Raw genomic sequence first — 23,358 nt, forward strand, 5'->3', positions numbered from 1 at the left:
CGGAATTCCTACATGTAAAATATATTAACGAAAGAGGTGCCTTACTTTGTATTTTAAGCGATACCACAACGGAGCTCTTCTTATTCCTCCCTTCTCTGTGGGCTCCATAGTAATACATAACATCGGGTCATCAGCAGTCTTCCGATCACTTGTCAATGAAATAATAAATTCCTGTGTCATAAAGCCGACATAATGTACTGTCAGCCTAACAGATTTTTCCGTGATGCCTGATGGCAGCTGTATTTCAAATCTTCCTGAAGTATCTGTAACGGCACTTATTGACAGCGTGTTTATCCTGATAACCGCCCCGATAAGAACCTCGTGTGTCCAATCGTTTACAATACCTGTAATACGCGATATGGTATCTGATTGTTGTGATACCATAACAGCATCATCGTTGTGAGGTGTTATTTGTATTTTTTCCGTTTTACTTTTCGCCTGTGCAGATGGAATAGCAACAGTCAATGCTGCCACAATCGCTGCAACAGATAATAAAGGCCGCCGGCGTGAGTTGGTAGGCATGCTAATCTCTCTGTTCAGCTGTGTCTGACGAAAGTTCCCACAGATATTACCTGGGGTTGTATTGAGGAAAGAAATGATCTCTTTATCGCTCATGCCTGAGAAATCTGTTACTGTCTTCTGACAACTTTGGCAGAATCTGCCTTTATCCGTAAGTGTCATTGCTTCCCATGATTCATGGCAAGGCGTAGGGATAGATATAATAAGCGGGATCTTTTTCATATAAGAAGTAACGGTCGGTAAAGCTAACTATTTATATAACAATTAGTGAATTGATTGCCGTATAAAATCATCAACGAAAGAGCTGACTATTAACTGAAAATACCTCTCACTGCACCACTGAATTTTTCCCATAAAGAGGGTTTTTCTTTATCATCGGTAATGAAGCGAATACCCACCCCGCCTAATGTGATCATCTCTTCTGTGAGGTGTATATTAATTGGCTTGATAGTCTTCTTCAAATTAACTCTAACAGTTTTCATTTCATACCCAATATATGTCACTTCAAGCATCATCACTTTTTTCTTAAAATCATTCGGTATTTGTAACCTGAATCTTCCGGATTGATCTGTCACTGTTCCTGTATTCGTACCTTTTATTTTTATAGTTACGCGATACAGCGGCAGGCTATCCCTATCTGCTTTTACTACACCTGAAATGAAGCCAGTTGAATCCTCCAACGCAACATCATATGTGGTTGGCTTGTCCTCTTTGTTTGCAGTTTGTTCTACTTTAGCTGTGAAAGCTTCGGCTTTCACAGAAGGCATTGTAATGCTCAGTGCTGCAACAACAGCTGCAATTGATGTAAAAGGTTTGCGGCGTTTCTCGGTAACTGGTGCATTAATCACTCTGTTTAGCTGGCTGGCAGCAAAGCGTCCACATGCACTTGCCTGTTTACTCTTCAATAATTCAATAAGCTGTGCGTCACTTAACGTTGAGAAGTCGGTCACTGTTTTCTGACAGCTCTGACAGAACCTGCCTTTGTCAACAGGTGTCATTTCATTCCATGATTCATGGCAGGGTTGGGGGATTGACAGGAAAATTGATGTTTGTGTTTTCATACAAATATTTTGGATGATAAGGACAGTGGTCTATACAGCTATAGGATGCAGGAAACTTTCAAATTGCATAAGAAAGCAAAAAAAAGTCCGGAGATTTTATCCCCGGACTTCCCAAATATCTGAACATTATCGTGTTACATTCCGCAGAAACCTATCCACCGCATAAGTAGACAGCTGTCCGCCCGGACCTTTCAGGTTATAATCAAATCCATGTGTGGCCCAGGGCAGGGAAAGGAAGAAATGTTTAACACCATTGCTGCTCAATCGTTTATTAAGCCGTATACTGTGCTCATAAGCCACCAGTACATCGTTCTCTCCATGTATAATAAGCGTAGGCACCGCATGTTGATCCGCAAATTCTATTGGTGAACTGGCGGCATAATTGTTCGGGACAGCACTGTAAGTACCTCCCAGGTAATTCTCCAGTACTTTACGCGAATCCATCACCAGGGGATTGGCCGGCAGGGAGTATCCCCACACCATATCCGCCGGGCCATAGAAATCTATGACGCCTTTTAGTCCTGGTACCTTTTGACGGTATGCCGACAGCAATGCGATCTGTGCTCCGGCGGAGCGGCCAAGGAGCACAAAGTTGCTGGTATCTATCTGAAGAACCGCCGCATGTTCGCGGAGGTAGTCCATGGCGGTGTATACATCTTCTATCGGGGTAGGACAACGATAAGCAGGCGCCAGCCTGTAATTGACGGATGCTACATGGTAGCCTGCCTGCGCCAGGTAATTATTCAGTTCTGGTAATTGTTTGCTGTCTCCACTGCTCCAGGAACCCCCATGTATCACGACTACACAGGGCCGCAGGCCTGGCCGTTGCGCCGGATAAAAATCCAGTGTGGAAGAAGGCAGGTCATCCTTACGGTAAGTAAGTGTCTTCGAAGGGACCGGTTGCTGCGGATAGTCTGTCAGCATGGTCAGGAGGCTGAATGGCGGTATGCCGCTGTTATGATCATTTTCTCCCAGGGCGGTATCCATTGCTGCAGGCAGCTCTTTAGCCATTACATAGGCCCTGAAAATGGGGGAAAGGAGTATAAAGAGGGTGATGATTCCCAGCAAGGTACCTGCCAGCTGATATTTCGTGGAAATGAACCCCGCCACCAGTAGTACAAAGGTGATCGTGATAAATACCCACGCAAATTCGGCCACACCAATTGCCAGCAGCCATAAATGATAGGTAGGCGCTCTAAAGACGGCTAAAAGGGATACCAGGAAAGCGATGAAAATTAATGTCAAACGGATCATATTCAATTTTTACTGCACAGATAATGCCTGCCTGCCATTCCTGCCGGAACAAGCGTATAAGGGCGGCTTTATTGTCAGATGGTTTGTTTTGCGTAAAGATACGAATGAAGCGTTTTCCAGCCGTCCAGCCATCCATCCAAAACCGCTTTGACTTCTAAGACAATCGCAGTAAATTGAGGGAATCGTATAAAAAAATGTGTGTATATGGCTGAAAGAAAAACGAATTCATCAAATTTCCAGAACCAGTCTTACCTGGAAAGTAAATGTCCGCTGAATGAGTTGCTCTTTACAATGAGCAGGCGGTGGACTACAGACGTCCTCTTTTGCATAGAGGAAGGTAATAACCGTTTTTCCGGTATCCGTGAAGAGCTGGCCTATATTACCGACCATATTTTATCAGACAGGCTGAAAACCCTGGAAAAAAGCGGATTAATTACCCGTCATCAGTTTCCGGGCATGCCCCCCAAAGTGACCTACGCACTGACCGAACATGGTGTAGAACTGTGTAATCTGTTAAGTAAACTATGTGATTTTTCAAGTCTGATTTACGAAGACAAGGCCCTCTCTGCCTGAGCAGTTGGCGTCCACGTTATGAAGAACTACGGATTTAAGTAATCTTTCGTTATTTTAGGCTAACTAAACATCCACAATGAAAAGAGTTAGCCTGTATCTAAGCCTCTTGCTGGCCTCTCTCTGCGCCAGCGCTCAAACTACTGATAAACAGCAGCAACAACGTTTTGCCGGTATAGACAAGATCGTGGAGAAGGTCTTACAGGACTGGCACGCCGCAGGTGTCGCCATCGCCGTCGTGGAGAAGGATAAGATCATCTATTCCAAAGGGTTTGGTTACCGGGATTATGAGAAAAAACTGCCCGTTACGCCCAACACCGTTTTTGCCATCGGCTCCTGTACCAAGGCTTTTACTTCCGGCCTGCTCGGCGTGTTAAGGCAGGAAGGTAAGCTGGATTTCGAAACCCCTGTACGTCAATATCTCCCGGAGCTTGTATTCAACAATGACGATCTGAATGCGCATGTCACCCTACGTGATATGATGAGCCACCGTACCGGCTTGTCCCGCTATGACCTGTCCTGGTATTATTTCGGCGCTACCACCAGGGACTCCCTTTTGTATCGCATCCGGTATATGGTGCCTAACGAACTATTACGGTATAAGTGGCAGTACAACAATTTTATGTTCATGGCACAGGGAGTTGTGGCTGAAAAGCTGACTGGCAGAAGCTGGGAGGAGAACATTAAGACGCGCATCTTCGATAGTCTGGGTATGTCCCACAGCACTACCTCCCTGGCAGGCTTTAAAATGGAAGATGCATCCTTAGGATATGATGTTGTAAAAGATAGTGTGATTAAAAAGGTACCGTATAAGAATATCACCGTTATAGGCCCTGCCGGCAGTATCAACAGCTGTGTGAATGATATGGCTAAATGGGTGATGGCCTGGATCAATGGGGGTAAGTTAGACGGAAAACAGGTACTGCCTGCGGTTTATGTGACAGAAGCCACCAGTGCGCAGATGCCAATCGGCGGTGGCAGGCCCGGTAAAGAGATGCCAGATATACATGGAGGCAGTTATGGCCTGGGGTGGATGTTGTCTACTTATCATGGACATTACCTGGTGGAACATGGCGGTAATATAGATGGATTTTCCGCCAGTACCTGCTTTTACCCTTCTGACAGCATCGGTATTATTATCCTGAGCAATCAAAGCGGTTCCCGGGTACCATCCCTTCTCAGAAACATATTCTCAGACAGATTATTAGGGGTGAAATACTATGCCTGGAATGATACTGCAGTGAAGAAGCTGAATGACATGAGAGCGAAACAAAAGGACGATAAAAAGAAAGATACAGCTATTGCCAGGGTGAAGGGTGCAGATGTGATCCGTAAAGATCTGAAGGATTATACCGGTAACTATACCAGTAATGCTTTTGGTAAGTTTGAAGTGATTATGGAGAACGACTCATTGTTTGTATTACTGCCGGAGAGCAAGGAGTATCTTAAACACGTCTCCTACGATGTTTTTCAGACATATACCGTAGATAAAGAAACGGGTATAGACAGTACGGAAGGTGGCACAAAGGTAAAGTTCAATCCCGATATCAACGGCGATATTGCCAGTGCAGAAGCAGACCTCAACGTAAAGGATCCTGTGATATTCAACAGAACAGTGAAAGCCCTGCCGCTTGGTAAAACAACATTACAGAAGTACATCGGTATATATATATTCGGTGGCATGGAAGCAACTGTTCATATCAAAGGAGATAGTCAGTTGATGCTGGATGTACCAGGACAAACAGACTATACGCTGGTGCCTGTTGAAAAAGATAAATTCAGCCTGAAAGATGTGAGCGGCTTTTCGATAGAATTCAGTGTAAATGAGAAAGGAGAAGTGACGGGGTTGACATCCATTCAGCCAAATGGAAGGTTCAAGGCAGAGAAGAAGAAATGATAAATAAAGTAGTTATAAATAGCAACGGCCGCGAAGATCTTCGCGGCCGTTGCTATTTATAACTACTTCATCTTATTTCATTGCTTTCAGCCTGAACTCAATATTCACAGCAGAATTGATCAGCTTATCCTGCATGGATTTGTCCGCTCTGTAGGTCATTCCCCAGAGGGTCCGGTCAATATTGAAGTTGGCCAGGGCTGTTATCACGCCGTTTTCAAACTTGATGATAGCAGGGAAGGAGATATTTTTAGTGATATTCTTGATGGTCAGATTACCTTGTACTGTATAATTTGCGTTCTTCATTAATACTTCATTCCCTACAGAAGGAGAAAAATCGGATACACTGGTGATTTCGAAGGTAGCTACCGGGAATTTGGTCACATCAAAGAACAGCGGACCTTTCAACTCGTTTTCCAGTTTACGCTTCAGGATAGTATCTGTTTTAGACAGGTCTATATTTTCGAGGGAATTCATTTTTATAATGATATTTCCGCCGGTAATAACCTTGTCTTTTACCAACAGCTTTCCTTCCTGTACCTTAAAAAGGCCAATATGTTTACCGGTAGGCTTGGTGCCGATCCACTGTATCTCGCTGTTAACGGTATCTACCTTGTATGGGCTGCCTTCGCTCTCTTTTACCGGATGAGCTTCTGTAATGGTTGCTTTATCAGCTTTGGGCGCCTGTTCGCAGGCAGCCACAAAAATGATCAGCATGATGGAAAGTATATATTTCATAAACAAATTATTCGGTCAGCTACCGGCCACTTCCCGGTTTCCTACCCACACAAATCTTCTTAGTATGAATTCCGGGTTGGTGAAGCTCGCATTTCCCGCAGGATTACCTCCCGTCACATGAAAATCAGAGAATGCCGCGTGTTGGTTTACCCAGATGAATCCGGTAAAGTTAAATGATACTGGTGTAAATACGTTATTCATCTCCTCAGTTATCTTTTCTTTCACTTCCGGGCTGGTTGTATAGGCAGCGCAGGTAATGGCTCCATGCTGCTGTGCCATCTGCCGGGCCAGCTGTATAGACTCATTGGTATCCTTTGTTTTTATCAGCAACAAAACCGGGCCAAATAATTCCTGTTCGAAGATATGTTTGTCCGCACTTCCTACTTCCAGTATGGCTGGCGTACAACCACGTGCATGGGTAAACTCTTCATTCACCAGCGGTTGTCCTTCGAGGATTACTTTTGCACCCAGTTTGCCGGCATTATGGGCCCTTTCCAGCGTGTTTTCGTTCTGTAAGGCTCCAAGTGTACCTGCGCCCATTTTAGGGTTGTTTACGAGGCTTACAACAGCATCTCTGAATTTCTGTACCACATCATCAAAGGAAAGTTTACCCCCGGCGGTGGTAATACCCGTTGCGGGGATGAAAAAGTTCTGTGGAGCGGTACACATTTGTCCGGAATAGAGAGACACGGAGAATGCCAGGTTCTGCATTACGGCATCAATATCTGCTACGCTGTCCAGTATAACGGAGTTGACTCCGGCCTTTTCTGTGAAAACGGTCTTGTTGGACAGTGATTCCACATAATTCCCAAACTGGCTGCTGCCAGTGTAGTCTATCAGCTGGATGCCGGGATGTTCACACAGCATCTTTGTGACAGGGGCAGCGGAAGTATCTGGCGCCAGCTGGCAGAGATTAGGACTAAAGCCCTTTTCCTGCAATACCTGCTGGATAGCGCTTACCACTATGGCAATAGGCAGGATGGCTTTAGGGTGTGGCTTTACGATCACCGGATTGCCCGTTACCAGGTCGGCATAAATGCCGGGTAGTGAATTCCATACCGGGAAGGTGGAACAGCCGATCACCAGTCCTACGCCCTTGGGAATAGCCCGGAAATTCTTTTTCAGTTGCAGGGAGGTCTTACCCATGGGTTTTTCCCAGAGCAGGGAAGCGGGGTAGCGGTTACCTTCATAGTACCCCATGGCGATCGCTTCCAGGGCCCTGTCATTGGCATGAGGGCCGGATGCCTGGAAACTCATCATGAAACTCTGGCCGGTGGTATGCATAGTGGCATAAGCGATATCAAAGAAGCGCTCTTTGATACTCTCCAGGGTTTCTACCAGGATATCGGCACGTACGTCTACCTGTGTGTTACGCCATTGCGGAGCTGCGGCTATCGCCCTGCTCACCAGCTCATCAGCGGTGAAAAGGGGATAGGTGATACCCAGGGATTCCTGGGTAAAAGGAGATACTTCTTCTCCCGCCCAGGTAGTTTCTCCTGTTTGCAGCAGTTGCTTATAAGGCTTCTGCAGCAGGTCCTTATAACGGGCTTCGCCTTGCTCTGCTGCATTTTCGCCATAGGCTTTAGGGTGTTCCGGGTACTGCGAATAGAAAGCCCGTTCATGATTCGCCTTTACGGCGCTTTCAATTGTGTTTTGGTGCTTGATGTTAAACATATGTGGAATTTGTGGATTGATTACCTGTTAAATGGTCCAATCACCTGGCCAATGAAAACTTGTTGTCATTGTAATATTCGTCCGGTCTTAGTTTCAATGGGTGATTACGTTGATATTGCAGAAAAGTGTCATATTCTGCTTTATGCATGGTGGTCCAGGCTCTATATGCCGGCTGATTGGCTACCGGGCCGAAGATCCACTGGTTATAGGCTTCAAACATACCCTGTTTCAACAGGCTACGCTGAAAGTCAAATAGTGCGTACGGGAACTTTACACCGGCAAAGTTGTACCAGTCCAGGAGGAAACGGGTACGCAGCATGATCAGTGTTTCCGGATCAATGCCTGACATCACCACACTGGCCTGTTTACCCATAGAAGCTTTGTAGGAATTGATGAAGTCAGGGCCTGATTTCTTTCTGCCTTTCTGATCGTTCTCTTCTTCTATTGCCTTCGCCAGCAGGGTAGGATCGTTGTACAAAGATTTATAAGCGTCCAGCAGGAGGTTCCTTACTTCTGCCGTACGGGCGGTGTAGCTTTCCAGGTTCACAAATATCTCCCCATAAATGATCACCCACACAGGATTGTTCATGTACGCATAAGCCTTGATGGCGTTGTAATAGTTACTGGAGAAATTAGGCGCTTTTTCTATGCCCTTCAGGTAACTGCCCATACCTCCTTCAAATACTTTCAGGAACATGAGCAACTGTCCGTTGTCATTATACAGTTCCCCGCTTTCCGGGAATTTACGCAAGGCCTTTTCATACAGCTTCTGGGCTGTTTTCCATTCCTGCCTGGATTGATAAATGTTCCCCGCTATCTGGAAAGTCTGTTCGTCAGCTTCTTTCTTGTTCAGCAGGGGTTCTATGATGTTCCTGGCTTTGTTCATATCTCCCTGGAGATAGTAGGCAAAGCCGAGTTGTTTCTTGAACTCAATGTTGTCCGGCTCCTGTTGTAATGCCTGGTTCAATACCAGGATAGCATTGGAATAGTCGCCGTCACGTATAAATCCTGTGGCTGTAGTATACAATTCCCGCGCATCCTGGGCGGACGCACTTATTACGGATGAAAATAATATGGCCGTAAATAAGCCCATTTTCAATAAAGATGCCCTCATATTCATGCCTGTCAGACGTTTGCTGTAAAAATAAAGAAAAAATGTGCCAAACACGCAGAAGGGCTGGGAGAAAGCCCTGTTTCTTCTCTGCGTCTTCTCTGCTTGTTCTCTGCTTGTTCTCTCAGGCATTCTGGTTAAAATGACTTCAAAGGGGCGGGCTTCGCCTGCGATTCGGTGGAGACTATAGCCTATAGGCTCTCTAGTCCTGCATTACAATGGCTTTTGTATAGCGTTGGCTATAGAACAGTGCCTATAAAGCTATAGTAAAGCGCCTATAGGCTATAGGTCCTATTGAATATCAAGGCCATCTTAAGGCGATTGATAGGGTACTAACAGGAACGCCTGCCAGGAAGTACGGGTACTTACCGGCAGGCGTTATAACGTATGGTAAAGAAATTTAAATCGTCTGGGAAATAAGCCCGTCGCGCAGTTTAGGTTCGAACCAGGTGCTTTTCGGAGGCATTACATTGCCACTGTCTGCAATGTCGAACAACTGCTGGATAGTAACCGGATAAAGGGCAAAAGCGACCTTCATTTCACCGCTGTCCACTCTTTTCACCAGCTCGTGCAAGCCACGGATACCGCCTACGAAGTCAATACGCTTGTCGGTGCGCTGGTCTTTAATACCCAGGATCTTGTCCAGGACATTATTGGAGAGAATGGTCACATCCAGGATACCGATAGGATCTGTGGTATAGGTGCCTTCTTTGGCTACCAGGCGGTACCAGGTGCCTTCCAGGTACATGCTGAACTCGTGCAGCATAGAGGGCTGTTGTGGCAGGTGACCGATAGATTCTACGGTAAAGTCATATTCCAGGCGGGAAAGCAGCGCATCTTTGGACAATCCGTTGAGGTCCTTTACCAGCCTGTTATAATCCAGGATCACCAGCTGGCTGGCAGGGAAGATGGTGGTCAGGAAGTAATTGGCAGAGTCATCCATAGAGATCATCTGTTTTTCTTCAAATTCCTTCTGTACCAGGGATGCAGACGCTGCACGGTGATGGCCGTCGGCAATATAAGTGTGAGGTACTTTGGAAGCGAAAAGAGAAGTGATCTCATTGATAGCGGCAGTTTCATTCACTACCCAAACGGTGTGCTGGATACCGTCTGCAGCGGTGAAGTCGTACGCTGGTGCGTGAGCATGTACCCAATGCTCTATGAGGGAGTTCACTTCAGGAACGTCGTTATAGGCCAGGAACACATTGCCTGTCTGTGCACGGGTGGTTTTAATATTGTTGATACGGTCCAGTTCTTTATCAGGACGCGTAAATTCATGTTTTTTAATAATACCCATGTTATAATCAGATACGGATGATGCACACACCAGCCCTGTCTGTGTACGCCCATTCATGATAAGGCGATAGATGTAATAGGCGGGAGCATTATCGTGGAACAGGGTTCCTTCTTTGATGAATTTCTGCAGATTCTCTGCGGCTTTATCATATACAGCCTGGCTGTGTACATCGATACCTTCCGGAAGGTCAATTTCCGATTTGGAAACATGGTAAAACGAGTACTGGTTACCGGCAGCTTCTGCTTTGGCCTCTGCTGCGCTAAGCACATCGTAAGGGCGTGCAGCTACTTTGTCTGCAAGTTCCGGAGTAGGTCTTAGTCCTCTGAACGGTCTGATGATTGCCATGATATTAAAATTGTTAGGCCGCAAAAGTAACTAATTAATTTTTCCCGTCTAAGTACTTGTCTGTGTTTAGATTGCTGAAAAAAGCAAAGGGCCCTGTGCTGAACAGGACCCTTTGTTTATATGATATTACTATCTACTAAATTACTATGCCTTTTTCAGGCTGAAGTACTTCATGGCTTCCACCAGTACTTCCACGCTTTCATAAGGCAGGGCATTATATAGAGAGGCGCGGAAGCCACCTACCAGGCGGTGTCCTTTGATGCCTACAATGTCTTCTTTCTTGCAGAATTTCAGGAATTCTTCCTCCAGGTCAGGTTTATCCATAATGAACGATACGTTCATACGGCTCCGGTCTTCCTTCTGTACGGTACCACGGAACAGCGGGTTCTGATCGATCTCGCTATAAAGCAGTGCTGCTTTCTTTTCGTTCTGTTTCTCCATAGCAGCCGCGCCACCCTGGTCTTTCAGCCAGCGGAGTGTGAGCATGGAGATGTAGATAGCAAATACGGGAGGGGTGTTTAACATTGAACCGTTCTCAATATGATTGCGGTAGTCCAGAATGGTAGGGATCTTACGGCTTACCTTACCCAGTATGCTTTTACGAACAGCAACGAGTGTGGTACCGGCAGCCCCCATGTTCTTCTGTGCACCTGCATAGATGAGAGAGAACTTGTTAAAGTCCATTGTACGGCTCAGAATATCACTACTCATGTCCGCTATCAGTGGAACAGTTGTTTCCGGGATCTTCTGCCACTGCGTACCATAGATGGTATTATTGGTGGTGATGTGCAGATAGGAAGATTGCGGGGAAATATTAAACTGTTTGGGGATGTGATTATAACTGCTTTCTTTAGAGCTGGCAGCTATATCCACGAAGCCATACAGTTTGGCTTCTTTGATTGCCTTATTGCTCCATACGCCGGTATCGATATAAGAAGCCGTACCATCATTTTCAAGGAGGTTCATGGGTATCTGCATGAACTGCGTACTCGCACCTCCGTGAAGATAAAGCACCTCGAAGTCATCATCGAGTTGCATCAGCTCTCTTACAAGATCCTTTGCCTCATCCAGTACAGCTTGAAACAGCGGTGTTCTATGCCCTATTTCTAAAATTGACATTCCTGAACCTTCAAAGTCAATCAAAGCTTTACTGGCCTTGTACAGCACTTCATTCGGCAATATGGAAGGCCCTGCGTTAAAATTGTGCACCTTCATAGGTCGTTCTAAGTTAAATAAATTGTTAGCTTGTTCCACTTTGTTTGGTTTTGTCAGAGGAATGGAAAAAAAAGTATGGCATTTCACTTATGATGCTGAACGCGTGTAGGATAAGGCTAAAAAGATAGTACTAACAAAGATAATTTATATTTTTTTAAAATCGAAATTAATTGAGAAGAGGTTTTTAGCCTTCCTGTCTGCCGATCATGTCTGTTACCTGTTGCTGAAGAGGCTCATCTGCTACGTTGCAGTGTTGTAGCTTATTTAAGGCTGGCATGCCGGCATTGACCCAGGCGGTGTACCAATAGCTGGCTGTAGTGCTGATTGCGTCCCTCATACGACGTTCTACCATGTCCCCCAACATAGCGTGATAATTCTTTACGTAAGCTGTTGCGTAATTTCGTATCAGTTTTCCATTGCGTTTTTCGTACGCAAATTTCCTGCCGGAGCTGCGCCTTTCGCTTAACATCTTTTCTACCTTCAACACAGTATCCGCTGCCATGGCGCTTTGCAAGACCATTTGCCATGTGTGGGCGCTGATATCCTTTATATAACCTGCCTTGCCTGTCCAGTACCGGAATGTTCTATCTGCCATCAATTCGGGGATTCGGGATTCCCACAAACCGTGGATACCCTGTTGTCCTGTCAGTTGCCCGTTATGATTGGAGCAGGCGTGTAATGGTACATGTGCATCGCCTACATAATGGCCTATATCGGCGCTGAGCTTTATGATCCGGTCAGCGTCACATTCCCGGAAGGCCTGTGTCAGCCTGGACATCATCTGTCCGATATACCAGGGCAGGATGCCATACCTGTTCAATGTATCTGCCGTAAAGCGCAGTACTGCCTCCTGCCAGGAACGCGGCAGTTCGGGGAAAGGCGTTTGCCCATAATGATCGATATCTATATAATGCCGCGGGCCTTCTTCCGGAATGATATATCTCCTTTTGTCTGCATCTGTGGCATGTGTGGCGAGATATTCCAGGTTGGGTTTGTAGAATACCAGCATATCCGGAGGTAATGTAAATACCGCCAGCCGGTTAATGCGCTGATGAGCAAAGAAACCCCAGCCATGGGCGGGAAGGGAAAGGATGGTTAACAGACTTATAGTCCAGCAGATTTGGTGCATGATTGTTTTTGAATATATGGCTAACAAAAAACGGAGCCTGTTGGCTCCGTTATAATATTAGATAAAAATGTTGATATTAAGCGTGTACTTCTTTTTTCTCATGCACCTCAATATTCGTCACACCGCCGCTCACGGCAAACTTCATGGCCTCACCGGCTGAAACATTTGTCAGCGGTCTTACCTTGCTGACAGGCACCATAAATACTTTCCCGGTGATGGCATACGCATGGGGTACATATACTGCGGTATATCCTTCCAGGCCCAGACTGGATACATCTGCCTGGGTAATGAAGCCCATTTCCCACACATCTACGCCATAGATCTGCACCAGCACGGGATGGTCGAATTTCTTTTTCTCGCCTACAAAGGCATCAAAGACATCCTTGACAGAGGTGTATATGTATTTAATGAAAGGTGTCCTTTCCAGCAGGTGGTCAAATAACGAAAAAATGCGGCTCACAATAAAGGATGAGCTCAGATAGCCGACCGTGATCACCAGTACCAGTACCAGCACAAAGCCTACCCCCTTATAACGGAGGTATCTCAGCGGAGTTTCCAGGGGTACGATGTCTCTGGGAATAATATTATCAATGGTGATGAAAACCCAGTATAGTGTCAGCGCGGTAACGCCAATGGGGGCCAATATCAATAAGCCCTGGAAGAAATACCGTAATATGCGGGCCGCCAGAAGCCTAAGACGTTTTTTAGGAGACATATTGTTTAAATGCAAATACCTGAATAATCCGGGAACCCCAGGAAATTGAATATCTGACGGCGTCAAAGTTACATCGTTTATTTTATCCTTTAGAATGGATCTATACAAACCTGTAAAACAATGCTTTATCAAATAAGGGGCAATGTACTGGATAACTATATTAAAAATAATTACGTTGGAAACTTTTGCGGTTTAAAAAGTTTCCATAGTTTTGTTCCAGCATCGCAAATCAGTTGGAGAACCACCAGAAAACTATGAAGCCAGGACGGAAAACCGCCGTTATTACAAGTATTTAAAAAAAACAAGAACGCACATACAATCACAAAATGGAAATACAGGAACGTATTCTGGATACTGCATTCAGTCTGTTCTGTCAATTCGGAACACGCTCGATCACAATGGATGATATTGCCCAGCGCATGGGAGTGTCCAAAAAGACCCTGTATGCACATTTTGCTGATAAGGATGAACTGGTGGTACATGCCATCAGTGGTTACCTCAACAGAATGGATAAGGAGTGTAATGAGAACCAGGAGAAGGCCTCAAACGCAATTGACGAACTGTTCCTGGTCATGAAAATGATAGACCAGAGCTTCCGTAACATGAACCCGATTATCCTGTTCGATCTTCAGAAGTACCATACCAAGGCCTACCAGGTGTTCCAGGAATATATGAACACCAATATGCAGAAAACCGTAAGACAGAATCTTGAGAGAGGGGTGCGAGAAGGATTGTACCGGTCAGACTTCGACATTGGAATTATGACACAGTTCCGCATGGCCACCTCCATGTTATGTTTTCAGCCGGAGTTTTTTCCCTATGGGAAATACGATATGAGCAAAGTGCAGTGCATCGTGCTGGAACATTTCCTGTATGGCCTGGTATCACCTGAAGGGTATAAACGCGTGGAAGAGAACAAACTACAACTACAGAAATAAACCAATGACCTTTATGCAACTTGACAAAAAGCACGCAGGATTGACCGGATTACTGCTGCTGCTGATTTTTCACTATGGGATGGCCCAGCAGCCCGCAAAACCACCGCTGCAGGACAATGTCCCACTGTCTGTAAAACAGGCAGTCGACTACGCGCTCGCCAATCAGGCCACTGTGCGTACCGCCAAACTGGATGAGCTCATCCAGCTGGCCAAGAACAAAGAAGTAAGCGGCCTGGCCCTACCCAACCTGGCTGGTTCAGGAACCTTTCAGCATAACCCGATTGTACAGAAGCAATTGATTGATGCATCCAACTTCAGCGACACTGTACCCAAAGGTACACTGGTGCCTTTCTCATTCGGACTGAAGTTCAATGTGATCGGTGAAATAACGCTGAAACAGGTGTTGTTCGATCCCAGCGTGCTTGTAGCCCTGCAGGCCCGGGAAACGTTGGAGCAGCTTGCTGCCAAGAGTGTACAGAAATCTGAGATCGATGTAAAGGTGAACGTGTATAAGGCATACTATAATGTGCTTTCCGCACGCCGTGCCATGGACATCCTTACCAATAACATCACCAACCTGGAAAAACTACTGGGTGAAACCAAAGAGATCTATAAGAACGGTCTTGTTGAAAAGCTGGATGTAGACAGGCTGGTAGTACAACTCACCAACCTCCGTACAGAAGAAACAAAGCTCCGTAATGTAACAGAAGTGGGGGTTGCTTCGTTGAAATATCAGATGGGGATGCCCATTCAACAACCCATCACCCTCACAGATACATTGACAACTGCAGAGATTAAATCTGCAGCGGCTGCAGAGCAGTTTGATTATTCACAGCGTATCGAATACCAGTTGCTGCAGGCACAACGGAAAGCATACGAATACGATCTGAAGCGCTATAAACTGGGAGTACTGCCTACGCTATCGCTGTTCAGTACAGCGGGTATGAGCCGTGCGAGTGATGAGTTCAACTATTTCAACCGTCAGACCTGGTATGGATATGTAGGATATGGTGTAAACCTGTCATTCACCATCTTCGGTGGTTTACAGCGCAGACGCAAAGAAGATCAGGCTTTCCTGCAGCTTAAGAAAGCTGAGATCAGCCTGGAGAATACTAAACTCGGTATTGATATGGAACAGGCACAATCCACTTCCAATCTCCGGAATAATATCCTGACACTGGAAGCGCAGGAAAGTAACATGCAGCTGGCACAGGAAGTATACAATACCACGCAGACCAAATATCGTGAAGGGGTAGGATCCAGTCTGGAAATGAGCACTGCAGAAAATGAATTGCTCACCGCACAGAACAATTATTTCAACGCATTGTACAATGCTGCGATCGCGAAAGTGGATTACCTCAAAGCATACGGAAAACTGTAAGCTAATACTACAACTAACTATTAACTCTTTATTATATGTCCAAGATATATCGTCCCGCTCTGTTGATCGTCGCTCTTATGGCCGCTTGCGGCGAGCCTTCGCCTGAGGCCAAACTGGCGGAACTTAAAAAGAAGGAGGCAGATCTGAAACAGCAGATTGCCACACTGGAGAAGAGTACTAAGAAAACGGATACTACTGAACAAAAAAAGAAATCAGTGGTAGTAACCGCCGTGGAAGATATCCTATTTGAACACTACATAGATGTACAGGGAAGCGTAGATGCAAGAGAGAACGTGAACGTGTCTTCCAAAGTGCCTGGCATTGTTACTGCCATACATGTAAAAGAAGGCCAGACTGTAAGCAAAGGACAGGCGCTGGCCCAGGTAGACGATCAGATACTGAGGGCCAATATGGCGGAACTGCATACTCAGCTGGACCTGGCCAATACCATGTTCCAGAAACAGCAGAACCTCTGGAATCAGAAGATCGGCTCCGAAGTACAGTACCTGAATGCAAAGAACCAGAAAGAATCACTCGAAAGGAGAATAGCTACCCTGCAGGACCAGATGGGACAGGCAAGGATCATATCTCCTATCAATGGTACCGTAGATGCGGTGATCATTAAGCTGGGTGATAATGCGGCTCCTGGTAGCGCTGCTTTCCGTGTGGTAAATGGCAGCAACCTGCGTGTAGTTGCAAATGTTGCTGAAGCCTACGCCAGTAAGGTGAAAACCGGCGATCAGGTGGTACTGGACTTCCCGGATATTGATAAGCAGATCCGTACAAAAATAGGCTTTGCTTCAAAAGTAATTGATCCGGTAAGCCGCACTATCAAAGTGGAAATACCTTTACAGAATGATCCTGCACTGCGCCCGAATATGATCGTACGTCTGAAGATCGTGGATTATGTAGCGCCCAAAGCAGTAGTAGTACCTGTGAACATTATCCAGTATTCCCTCGGTAAACCTTACGTGATTCTGGCCCAGAACCAGGGCGGTAAATTAATCGCTAAGAGAAGAGAGATCGAAATGGGACGCACTTATAATGATAAGGCTGAAATCAAGAACGGACTGCAGGCTGGTGAACAGATAGTGACTATCGGTTACCAGGGCTTGAACGATAATGACCTTATCCAGCTTTAATACTCTAAAACTGGTTTATGCAAGACAATCTGAATAAAGAATTTAAACCCACCAGCTGGTCGATAGATAATAAGGTGAGCATTTATGTTGCCACCTTTATCCTGGCCCTTGCAGGTATCCTGTCATATCAGAGCCTGCCGAAGGAACAGTTTCCGGAGGTAGTGTTCCCCCAGTTCTATATCAGTACCATTTATAGCGGTACTGCTCCTGAAGATATGGAGACACTGGTGACAAAACCCATCGAAAAACAACTGGGTGGTATCTCTGGTGTGAAATCTATCAAGAGTACTTCCATGCAGGATTACTCTGCCATCACCATTGAATTTGACGCCAGTGAGAATATGGAAACCGCCCGTCAGGAAGTGCGCGAGAAGGTGGATGATGCGAAGAAAGACCTGCCCAATAACCTTACACAGGAGCCACAGATCATCAAGATAGACGTATCGCAGATACCTATCATGAACGTGAACCTCTCCGGCGACTTTGACCTGCAGTCACTCAAAAAGTATGCAGACGAAATGCAGGACCGTATCGAGGCTTTGAACGAGATCACCCGTGTAGACATTGTCGGTGCATTGGAAAGAGAGATCCAGATCAATGTAGACAAATACAAAATGGATGCGGCCAGGATCAGCTTTGATGATGTGGCGAATGCCATCGCAATGGAGAACCGCACAATCTCTGGTGGTCTGGTATCCATGGATGGACAGAAGCGTACCCTGAGTGTAAAAGGTGAATACAAAGATGCATCCAAGATCCGTAATATCGTTATACGCAGTATGTCGGGCGCTGTGGTGTATCTGAAAGATATCGCCGAAGTGGTGGATGGTTTTGAGGAACAGGAAAGTTACGCGCGTCTGGATGGAAAGAATGTGATCACCCTGAACGTGATAAAACAAAGTGGTAAGAACCTGATCGATGCTTCTGACAAGATCCGTTTGATCATTGATGATATGAAGAAGGATTATCTGCCTAAAGGTCTTGATGTGACTATTACTGCAGATCAATCCAATTCAACACGTGTTACCCTGCATGATCTGATCAATACGATCATCATCGGCTTCCTGCTGGTAACGGTGATCCTGATGTTCTTCATGGGAGCAGTGAATGCGATATTCGTGGCATTGTCAGTGCCTATCTCTATGTTCATCGCTTTCCTGCTGATGCCTGCATATGGATTTACGCTGAACATGATGGTGTTGTTCTCCTTCCTGCTCGCATTGGGTATTGTGGTGGACGATGCGATCGTGGTGATCGAAAACGTGCATCGTATCTTCTACGAAAGAAAGGACCTGGGTATAGTGAGGGCAGCGAAAGTGGCTGCAGGAGAGGTGTTCCTGCCGGTATTCTCCGGAACGCTGACTGTATTGGCGCCGTTCTTCCCGTTGCTGTTCTGGCCGGGCATTATCGGTAGCTTTATGTTCTTCCTGCCGGTAACGCTGATCACTACACTCGGTGCATCACTGATCGTAGCTTATATTATCAATCCTGTGTTTGCGGTTGACTTCATGGATCGTCATGAGGGGGAGAATCATCCTAAGCCGACGTTTAACAAGAAGTTCGTGATACTTACCATCATATTTGCGGTTATCGCACTCATGGGGTATGCAGCCGGGAATTTCGGTATGGGCAACTTTACTGTATTCCTGTACCTGATGATCGTACTTGAGCGCTTCTGGCTGGGTGGTGTAGCCCGCCGTTTCCAGAGCAACGTATGGCCACGTGTGCAGGAGCGATACAAACGTATCCTTAAATGGTGTCTTGTAGGATGGCGTCCTATATGGATATTGGTGGGCACCTTCGGATTGCTGGTGTTCAGTATCATGCTGACTGTGATCCGTAGTCCCAAAGTAGTGTTCTTCCCACAGGCAGATCCGAACTTTATCTATACTTACATAGAGTTACCAATGGGTACTGACCAGAAGTACACAGACTCAGTCACACATATTATTGAACAGAAGATCACTGCCGTAGTAGGTCAGAAGAACCCGATCGTGGAGTCTATCATCTCCAACGTAGCAGTAGGTGCAGGCGATCCTTCCCAGATGGATATGAGTGTGCAGCCGCACAAGGGTAAGGTAACAGTAGCCTTTGTGGAATTTGGTAAACGTAACGGAAATTCAACCGTACAATACCTCGATAAGATCCGTAAGGCGGTGAGGGGTATTCCGGGTGTAGATATTACAGTAGAGCAGGAGCAGGGTGGTCCGCCAACCGGTAAGCCGATCAACATTGAGATTGCCGGTGACGAATTTGAAGAGCTGACTGCAGCTTCTGAAAAGATAAAACGTTACCTGGACTCTCTGCAGATTGGAGGGGTGGAAGAGTTGAAATCAGACTTCCAGAGCAACAAACCGGAGATATTGGTGAATATTGACCGTGAGCGTGCCAACAGAGAAGGTATTTCCACTACTACTATCGGTATGGCATTGCGTACGGCGTTGTATGGGCAGGAGGCATCCAAGTTCCGTGATCCGGAAGATGATTACAAGATCATGGTAAGGTTCAGGGAAGATCAGCGTAACAATATCAATACCCTGATGAACCTGAACATCGTATACCGCGACATGAATATGGCGGGAGCGATTCGTCAGGTGCCATTATCCGCGGTAGCAGATATCAAATACTCCAATACTTATGCGAGTATCAAACGTATCGATCAGAAGCGTGTTGTAACATTATATTCCAACGTACTGACCGGCTATAATACCAATGAGGTAGTACAGCAGATCCAGACAGCGTTGAACGACTTCCCGAAATCGCCGGGTATTACAGTGAAAATGACGGGTGAGCAGGAAGACCAGCAGGAGACTTCCAACTTCCTGGGGCTGGCGATGGTGGGCGCCTTTGGTCTGATTCTGATGATCATGGTGACGCAGTTCAACTCTATCGGACGTCCGCTTGTTATTTTCATGGAGATATTGTTCTCGATCATTGGTGTGTTCCTGGGCTTTGCCACCTTTGGAATGGATATTTCGATAGTAATGACCGGTGTGGGTATTATGGCGCTGGCGGGTATTGTGGTACGTAACGGTATAGTGTTGGTAGAGTTCACCGACCTGCTGGTGCAACAGAAGATGCCGGTATATGAAGCGGTAGTCGAGGCGGGAAGAACCCGTATGACGCCGGTATTGCTGACAGCGATTGCAGCGATCCTGGGTCTGATACCGCTGGCGGTAGGTTTTAATATTGACTTTGCCAGCTTATTCTCCTCATTTGAGCCACATATCTTCTTTGGAGGTGATAACGTAGCATTCTGGGGCCCGTTGGCCTGGACGATGGTGTACGGACTGGTTTTTGCCACTTTCCTGACCCTGATCCTGGTACCGGTGATGTACGCCATGAACAAGCGTTCCATTGATGTACTGGACCATTACAAAATGCCACGCGTCATGAAATATGTGCCTTTTCTGGTACTGGGGCTGAAACTGGCGATGAAGAAGGAAGACGTACGCAGGATGCATGATCCGGCATATGTATCGCCCAAACCTTATCATTTCTTCCCGAATGGGGAGGATGAGGTGGAAAAGCCGCATGTACAGAGGCATCATCAAGACAAGAAGATACACGAAAGAGTTTAGTTCACACTATATACAGTGTAACAGTTGTAGGTTTAACAGGTACCGTCCCGTATCCACGGGACGGTTTCTTTTTTTTACACCTTAACAAACTTTAACAATTGACTGCAATTCCAATTACTTATTTTTGATGTGCAAGAGCCATTATTGTTAACCTGATAAATTTATCAATACGCTATGCGACGCAACCATGAAATAGATTACCGTATCTATGGCGAAGAAATACAGATTGTCGAGATAGAACTGGACCCACAGGAGACTGCTATTGCTGAAAGCGGCAGCTTTATGATGATGGACCAGGATATTCAGATGCAAACAATGTTCGGGGATGGTTCACAATCTAATCAGGGGCTTTTAGGTAAATTAATGTCAGCCGGTAAACGGATATTGACAGGGGAGAGCTTGTTCATGACTGCATTTACCAATGTGGGCAATGGCAAGCAGAAGGTTAGTTTTGCGGCTCCTTATCCCGGTAAGATCATTCCGATGGACCTGGCCCAGATGGGCGGCAGGGTAATTTGTCAGAAGGATGCGTTCCTATGTGCAGCGAAAGGTGTTAGTATTGGCATAGAATGGCAGAGAAGGCTAGGAACCGGAATTTTTGGCGGGGAAGGCTTCATTATGGAAAAGCTGGAAGGAGATGGTATGGCATTTGTGCATGCTGGGGGGATGGTGATTGAGAAGCAGTTACTGCCCGGGCAGGTATTAAAAATTGATACGGGATGTGTGGTAGCGTATACTTCAGGTGTACAATTTGACGTTGAATTTGTAAAAGGAATCAGAAATATGGTTTTCGGTGGCGAGGGTTTGTTCTTTGCCACATTAAGAGGTCCGGGTACAGTCTGGATACAATCCTTACCTATCAGCAGAATGGCCGCGAGACTGGTTTCTTACGGTACCGGAAAGCGCAAGGAGGAAGGTAGTATATTGGGCGGGTTAGGCAATTTACTGGACGGAGATTGATTGGATACACGTTATAGCGGTTCCGTTTGCCCAGGCAGGGAAAAGTACTCATTTTTTTAAGTAGAGTACAGGAATAAACGGGATCGGGTAAGAGAAACCTGGAATTTTGAAATATGTTTGAACTATCAAGGCAGTTTGCTGAAGAGCAGGACCAATCGGACCCATTAAAGACGCACAGGGAACAATTTTATTTCCCTCAGAGACATGGAAAGGATGCGATTTATTTTTGCGGAAACTCTTTAGGATTACAGCCCAAAAAAGTAAGACCAGCCATAGAACAGGAATTGACTGATTGGCAGCATCATGCAGTAGAAGGATATTGGAATGCGGAGAATCCATGGCTTTATTATCAGCAATATTGCAGCAAGCCGTTAACAGGTATTGTCGGAGCCAGCCAGGAAGAGCTGACAGTAATGAATACGCTTACAGTAAATCTGCATTTGTTATTGATGAGCTTTTACCGGCCGACGAAGCAGCGGTTTAAGGTATTGATGGAGGCTGGGGCTTTTCCCAGCGACCAATATGCTGTTGAAACACAGGTACGGATGCATGGTTTTGATCCGGAAACAGCGATAATAGAAGTAGCTCCCCGGCCAGGTGAATATTTAATAAGAGAGGAAGATATTTTTGAGATTATTGCGCGGGAAAGTAGTAGCTTAGCAATAATATTATTGGGGGGAATAAACTATTATACCGGCCAATTGTTTAATATGCAGTCCATTACGGAAGCAGCCCATAGAGTTGGGGCTGTCGCTGGGTTCGACCTGGCACACGTAGTAGGAAACGTACCTTTGAAGTTACATGACTGGGAAGTAGATTTTGCCGTTTGGTGCTCTTATAAGTATTTAAATGGAGGCCCCGGCGCTGTAGGTGGAGCATTTATACATGAAAGACATGCCCGTGATACAAACCGGCAACGACTAGGTGGCTGGTGGGGCAACGAAGAAAGTACCCGTTTTAAAATGGAGAAGGGTTTTAAACCCAAAAGCCGTGCAGAAGGCTGGCAAATTAGCACGGCTCAGGTATTTAACATGGTAGCATTAAAAGCCTCACTGGAACTTTTTGAGTCCGCTGGGATGGCAGCTTTAAGAGATAAGAGCATTAAACTCACCAATTATCTTGAATTCCTGTTAAAACATATAGAAAACATAAAATTTGAAATAATTACGCCAAAAAATTGTAAGGAACGCGGTGCTCAATTATCTTTGCTTTTCCATGAAAAAGGGAGAGAAATCCAACAAAAGATGACTGACGCCGGTATAATCGTCGACTGGCGGGAACCCGGAGTAATTCGCATTTCACCGGCGCCCTTATATAACTCTTATGGAGACGTATTTCATTTTTATGAAATCATAGCTAATATTGATTCAAACGCTTAATTAAGTAAGATGACTTTTGAGAGAAACGAACGCCCCCGCAGGCCCTACTCTCCTCCTGGTGCAGACAAAGACCAAGATCCCAATAAGGAGAGACCAAGCGGTTACTTCAAACCCGATTTTAATAGTGAAAGAGAGGGTAGACCCGGCGGTTATAACCGGGACAATGACAGACCTTTTAACTCTGACCGTGAAGGCGGCGGCGGTTACAATCGTGGGGATCGTGATGGTGGCGGTGGCGGTGGATATCGTCCACGCGACAATGGAGGCTACGGTGGTGGCGGTGGCTACAACCGTGGAGATAATGATGGTGGCTATAATCGCGAAGGCGGTGGCGGCTATAACCGTGAAGGCGGTGGTGGTGGCTATAATCGTGGCGGCGGCGGCGGTTACGACCGTGGCGGCGGCGGTGGTGGTGGTTACGACCGCGGTGGCGGTGGTGGCGGCTACAATCGTGG

At 46.0% G+C, this 23,358-nt stretch carries 19 protein-coding genes; 9 read left to right on the forward strand and 10 right to left on the reverse strand.

Annotated elements, in window-relative coordinates:
• Positions 1-24 precede the first annotated feature (24 nt).
• The 3 genes from F3I09_RS31295 to F3I09_RS31305 all read right to left on the reverse strand — a co-directional run bounded on the left by F3I09_RS31295 (position 25) and on the right by F3I09_RS31305 (position 2,834).
• Entirely contained in the window at positions 25-615 is a 591-nt protein-coding gene (locus F3I09_RS31295) for a carboxypeptidase-like regulatory domain-containing protein (RefSeq protein ID WP_188134031.1), read from the reverse strand.
• A gap of 215 nt (positions 616-830) precedes the next feature.
• Entirely contained in the window at positions 831-1,580 is a 750-nt protein-coding gene (locus F3I09_RS31300) for a carboxypeptidase-like regulatory domain-containing protein (RefSeq protein WP_149698992.1), read from the reverse strand.
• A 126-nt stretch (positions 1,581-1,706) separates the two neighbouring features.
• Positions 1,707-2,834 (reverse strand): alpha/beta hydrolase, encoded by a 1,128-nt coding sequence (locus F3I09_RS31305; protein ID WP_149698993.1) that lies wholly within the window; start codon positions 2,832-2,834, stop codon positions 1,707-1,709.
• Positions 2,835-3,038: 204 nt separating this feature from the next.
• Between F3I09_RS31305 and F3I09_RS31310 the strand changes: the two genes are divergently transcribed.
• Both F3I09_RS31310 and F3I09_RS31315 read left to right on the forward strand, forming a co-directional pair.
• Complete coding sequence (locus F3I09_RS31310; RefSeq protein ID WP_149698994.1) at positions 3,039-3,407, forward strand: helix-turn-helix domain-containing protein; 369 nt, start codon at positions 3,039-3,041, stop codon at positions 3,405-3,407.
• Positions 3,408-3,483: 76 nt separating this feature from the next.
• Positions 3,484-5,301, forward strand: coding sequence for a serine hydrolase (locus F3I09_RS31315; RefSeq protein ID WP_149698995.1), 1,818 nt, complete (start codon positions 3,484-3,486; stop codon positions 5,299-5,301).
• 72 nt (positions 5,302-5,373) lie between these two features.
• Here F3I09_RS31315 and F3I09_RS31320 read toward each other — a convergent pair whose 3' ends face one another.
• The 7 genes from F3I09_RS31320 to F3I09_RS31350 form a co-directional block, all read right to left on the reverse strand.
• The gene (locus F3I09_RS31320; RefSeq protein ID WP_149698996.1) at positions 5,374-6,036 is read right to left on the reverse strand and encodes a YceI family protein; all 663 of its coding nucleotides are present in this window, start codon (positions 6,034-6,036) and stop codon (positions 5,374-5,376) included.
• 15 nt (positions 6,037-6,051) lie between these two features.
• Positions 6,052-7,710 (reverse strand): phenylacetic acid degradation protein PaaN, encoded by a 1,659-nt coding sequence (paaN, locus tag F3I09_RS31325; protein ID WP_149698997.1) that lies wholly within the window; start codon positions 7,708-7,710, stop codon positions 6,052-6,054.
• A 40-nt stretch (positions 7,711-7,750) separates the two neighbouring features.
• Positions 7,751-8,953, reverse strand: coding sequence for a lipopolysaccharide assembly protein LapB (locus tag F3I09_RS31330; RefSeq protein WP_149698998.1), 1,203 nt, complete (start codon positions 8,951-8,953; stop codon positions 7,751-7,753).
• Positions 8,954-9,221: 268 nt separating this feature from the next.
• On the reverse strand, positions 9,222-10,463 hold the full coding sequence (locus F3I09_RS31335; protein ID WP_149698999.1) for a DUF1015 domain-containing protein: 1,242 nt from the start codon (positions 10,461-10,463) through the stop codon (positions 9,222-9,224).
• A 144-nt stretch (positions 10,464-10,607) separates the two neighbouring features.
• Positions 10,608-11,678 (reverse strand): 3-phosphoserine/phosphohydroxythreonine transaminase, encoded by a 1,071-nt coding sequence (gene serC / locus F3I09_RS31340; RefSeq protein ID WP_149699000.1) that lies wholly within the window; start codon positions 11,676-11,678, stop codon positions 10,608-10,610.
• 184 nt (positions 11,679-11,862) lie between these two features.
• A complete protein-coding gene (locus tag F3I09_RS31345) occupies positions 11,863-12,807 on the reverse strand; it encodes a zinc dependent phospholipase C family protein (protein WP_149699001.1) in 945 nt (314 codons plus the stop codon).
• A 76-nt stretch (positions 12,808-12,883) separates the two neighbouring features.
• Positions 12,884-13,522 carry a DUF502 domain-containing protein gene (locus F3I09_RS31350; RefSeq protein ID WP_149699002.1) on the reverse strand — a complete coding sequence of 213 codons (639 nt, stop codon included), beginning with the start codon at positions 13,520-13,522 and terminating at the stop codon, positions 12,884-12,886.
• Between the two features lie 326 nt (positions 13,523-13,848).
• Between F3I09_RS31350 and F3I09_RS31355 the strand changes: the two genes are divergently transcribed.
• From F3I09_RS31355 to F3I09_RS34245, 7 genes are all read left to right on the forward strand, one after another.
• Positions 13,849-14,460, forward strand: a complete 612-nt coding sequence (locus F3I09_RS31355; RefSeq protein ID WP_149699003.1) for a TetR/AcrR family transcriptional regulator — start codon at positions 13,849-13,851, stop codon at positions 14,458-14,460.
• A gap of 13 nt (positions 14,461-14,473) precedes the next feature.
• Complete coding sequence (locus F3I09_RS31360) at positions 14,474-15,841, forward strand: TolC family protein (RefSeq protein WP_188134032.1); 1,368 nt, start codon at positions 14,474-14,476, stop codon at positions 15,839-15,841.
• Positions 15,842-15,876: 35 nt separating this feature from the next.
• Positions 15,877-16,983, forward strand: coding sequence for an efflux RND transporter periplasmic adaptor subunit (locus F3I09_RS31365; protein WP_149699005.1), 1,107 nt, complete (start codon positions 15,877-15,879; stop codon positions 16,981-16,983).
• Between the two features lie 17 nt (positions 16,984-17,000).
• The gene (locus F3I09_RS31370; protein ID WP_149699006.1) at positions 17,001-20,564 is read left to right on the forward strand and encodes an efflux RND transporter permease subunit; all 3,564 of its coding nucleotides are present in this window, start codon (positions 17,001-17,003) and stop codon (positions 20,562-20,564) included.
• A 174-nt stretch (positions 20,565-20,738) separates the two neighbouring features.
• Positions 20,739-21,524 (forward strand): TIGR00266 family protein, encoded by a 786-nt coding sequence (locus F3I09_RS31375; protein ID WP_149699007.1) that lies wholly within the window; start codon positions 20,739-20,741, stop codon positions 21,522-21,524.
• A 113-nt stretch (positions 21,525-21,637) separates the two neighbouring features.
• Positions 21,638-22,903: a kynureninase gene (gene kynU / locus F3I09_RS31380; RefSeq protein WP_149699008.1), complete on the forward strand. Its 1,266-nt coding sequence runs from the start codon at positions 21,638-21,640 to the stop codon at positions 22,901-22,903.
• 9 nt (positions 22,904-22,912) lie between these two features.
• Positions 22,913-23,358, forward strand: a 446-nt coding sequence (locus tag F3I09_RS34245) for a hypothetical protein (protein ID WP_223233449.1), incomplete at its 3' end; no start/stop codon positions are given.

Source organism: Chitinophaga sp. CF418, assembly GCF_900142925.1.
Taxonomy (GTDB): domain Bacteria; phylum Bacteroidota; class Bacteroidia; order Chitinophagales; family Chitinophagaceae; genus Chitinophaga.

What these genes read in the sequence shown, in the direction of transcription:
- F3I09_RS31295 (WP_188134031.1), bottom strand. Translation starts at nt 615, where the DNA reads ATGAGCGATAAAGAGATCATTTCTTTCCTCAATACAACCCCAGGTAAT.
- F3I09_RS31300 (WP_149698992.1), bottom strand. Translation starts at nt 1,580, where the DNA reads ATGAAAACACAAACATCAATTTTCCTGTCAATCCCCCAACCCTGCCAT.
- F3I09_RS31305 (WP_149698993.1), bottom strand. Translation starts at nt 2,834, where the DNA reads ATGATCCGTTTGACATTAATTTTCATCGCTTTCCTGGTATCCCTTTTA.
- F3I09_RS31310 (WP_149698994.1), top strand. Translation starts at nt 3,039, where the DNA reads ATGGCTGAAAGAAAAACGAATTCATCAAATTTCCAGAACCAGTCTTAC.
- F3I09_RS31315 (WP_149698995.1), top strand. Translation starts at nt 3,484, where the DNA reads ATGAAAAGAGTTAGCCTGTATCTAAGCCTCTTGCTGGCCTCTCTCTGC.
- F3I09_RS31320 (WP_149698996.1), bottom strand. Translation starts at nt 6,036, where the DNA reads ATGAAATATATACTTTCCATCATGCTGATCATTTTTGTGGCTGCCTGC.
- paaN (WP_149698997.1), bottom strand. Translation starts at nt 7,710, where the DNA reads ATGTTTAACATCAAGCACCAAAACACAATTGAAAGCGCCGTAAAGGCG.
- F3I09_RS31330 (WP_149698998.1), bottom strand. Translation starts at nt 8,953, where the DNA reads ATGCCTGAGAGAACAAGCAGAGAACAAGCAGAGAAGACGCAGAGAAGA.
- F3I09_RS31335 (WP_149698999.1), bottom strand. Translation starts at nt 10,463, where the DNA reads ATGGCAATCATCAGACCGTTCAGAGGACTAAGACCTACTCCGGAACTT.
- serC (WP_149699000.1), bottom strand. Translation starts at nt 11,678, where the DNA reads ATGAAGGTGCACAATTTTAACGCAGGGCCTTCCATATTGCCGAATGAA.
- F3I09_RS31345 (WP_149699001.1), bottom strand. Translation starts at nt 12,807, where the DNA reads ATGCACCAAATCTGCTGGACTATAAGTCTGTTAACCATCCTTTCCCTT.
- F3I09_RS31350 (WP_149699002.1), bottom strand. Translation starts at nt 13,522, where the DNA reads ATGTCTCCTAAAAAACGTCTTAGGCTTCTGGCGGCCCGCATATTACGG.
- F3I09_RS31355 (WP_149699003.1), top strand. Translation starts at nt 13,849, where the DNA reads ATGGAAATACAGGAACGTATTCTGGATACTGCATTCAGTCTGTTCTGT.
- F3I09_RS31360 (WP_188134032.1), top strand. Translation starts at nt 14,474, where the DNA reads ATGCAACTTGACAAAAAGCACGCAGGATTGACCGGATTACTGCTGCTG.
- F3I09_RS31365 (WP_149699005.1), top strand. Translation starts at nt 15,877, where the DNA reads ATGTCCAAGATATATCGTCCCGCTCTGTTGATCGTCGCTCTTATGGCC.
- F3I09_RS31370 (WP_149699006.1), top strand. Translation starts at nt 17,001, where the DNA reads ATGCAAGACAATCTGAATAAAGAATTTAAACCCACCAGCTGGTCGATA.
- F3I09_RS31375 (WP_149699007.1), top strand. Translation starts at nt 20,739, where the DNA reads ATGCGACGCAACCATGAAATAGATTACCGTATCTATGGCGAAGAAATA.
- kynU (WP_149699008.1), top strand. Translation starts at nt 21,638, where the DNA reads ATGTTTGAACTATCAAGGCAGTTTGCTGAAGAGCAGGACCAATCGGAC.